The sequence below is a fragment of the Streptomyces sp. NPDC002784 genome, assembly GCF_053592135.1.
The window spans coordinates 1-1,586 of record NZ_JBSFVD010000166.1 but is presented as its reverse complement, the minus strand read 5'-3'; the positions used below and the strand labels follow the sequence as shown (position 1 = coordinate 1,586).

General features: G+C 71.4%; 2 protein-coding genes. Both read left to right on the top strand.

Annotated features, from left to right (window positions below):
* Positions 1-123: 123 nt before the first annotated feature.
* Positions 124-1,257 (top strand): protein-L-isoaspartate(D-aspartate) O-methyltransferase, encoded by a 1,134-nt coding sequence (locus tag ACWD1Z_RS37520; protein ID WP_451125402.1) that lies wholly within the window; start codon positions 124-126, stop codon positions 1,255-1,257.
* A 117-nt stretch (positions 1,258-1,374) separates the two neighbouring features.
* A complete protein-coding gene (locus tag ACWD1Z_RS37515) occupies positions 1,375-1,551 on the top strand; it encodes a hypothetical protein (RefSeq protein ID WP_451125400.1) in 177 nt (58 codons plus the stop codon).
* The last annotated feature ends 35 nt before the right edge of the window (positions 1,552-1,586 follow it).

Here is a 1,586-nt window from a genome sequence, read left to right as displayed (position 1 = left end):
CCCGACGAGGACTCGTGCATGCCCTCGCCCGGCGCGACCGGTGCATGCACGCCGGCCGACTCCAACGACTGCGACCCCGCGCGTAAACCGGCCTGCAACCCGAAGTACTAGGAGGAGCCGCCCATGGACTGGCAGACACACGCGCGGCGCCTGGCGGCGGATACCGTCCGGCCCGAGTCCCGATGGTACGAACCTCTGGCCACCACGCCCCGGCACGTGTTCGTGCCCCGCTGGTGGGAGAATATGGGCGGCCGGTGGCATCTGCGGATCGGCGAGGACGATCCGCAGGCGTGGATGGACACTGCCTACGGCAACGACACGTTGGTGACCCGCGTCGGTCCGCTCCACGCCGACCACGCCGAGCCCGGCACCGTGGCAGAGGGCCTGCCCACCTCGTCCTCCACGCTGCCCGTCCTGGTCGTGGACATGTACCGGCACGCGGTGCTCGCCGACGACTCCCGCGTGCTGGTGACCACCGGGACCGGCTACGGGACCGCGCTCGCCAGCCGACGGATCGGGGCGGAGAACGTCACCAGCGTGGACGTGGACGCGCACCTGGTGGGGATGGCAGGGGCCAGGCTGGAGTCGATCGGCCTGCGCCCGCTCATGGCCGTTTGTGACATCACCGGCCCGCTTCCGGGGCAGTACGACCGGATCGTGTCCACGGTGTCCGTCCGGCCCATCCCACCCTCGTGGCTGACCGCGCTGAAGCCCGGCGGCCGGCTGGTGACCACGATCGCGGGAACAGGACTGATCGTCGTCGCCGACAAGGCCGAGGACGGCGGCGCGATCGGCCAGATCTCCCAGTACCGGGCGGGCTTCATGCGCACCCGGCACGGCGAGGATTACGCGCCCCGGCCCACGGATGAGCTGTGGGAGAAGGTGAAGCAGGCGGACGGCGAAGACGTGACAACGAGCCGATATCCGCTGCTGTATCCGCCGGACGCATGGGACGTGTCGTCCATGCTGGCACTGTCCGTCCCGGAGATCGACTACCGCAAAGAGGAGGCCGACGAGAGGCGAACGGTCTGGATGCTGCACGCTGACGGATCGTGGGCCCGTGCCACGGCGACCGGCTACCTGGACTCACCCACCGTGCACCAGGGCGGCCCCCGGCGGCTGTGGCGAGAGCTGGAGCGCGTCCAGAACCGTCTCAACCGCGAGGGCGGCTTGCCGCTGTACGGGGCGCGGGCCCGCATCGACCCGGACGGCACCCTCACCCTCTCGCGCGGAGCATGGTCGCTGACCGTGGAATGACCACCTGGCCTTCCCAGCCCCCACTCGTCCGCTTCCCCATGGGCGGATGGGCGGGGTCTGTCGTCGCGGGTCCTCGGCCAGCCACGCCCCGGGCCCGCCCGTCTCGGCCGGTCGCTGTTGGCGCTGTGTGACCACTACGAGGCGCTCACGGGCGTGCGCGTGTGCCTGGCCTGCGACCAGCCCTTCATGGTGGGCGAGCCGGCCCGTGCCTTCGACCAGGGCAGCCAGTCGGGAGGTGCGGACGTCTCCGGCCGGATCCACGAACGCTGCGCCAACGCCGTCCGCATCCGCTGACCGGCGGCGCCTCCCCGGCGTGAACGGGGGTCTGC

Bases quoted from the DNA above. Each gene is read 5' to 3' on its own strand.
- ACWD1Z_RS37520 (WP_451125402.1), top strand. From the start codon at position 124: ATGGACTGGCAGACACACGCGCGGCGCCTGGCGGCGGATACCGTCCGG.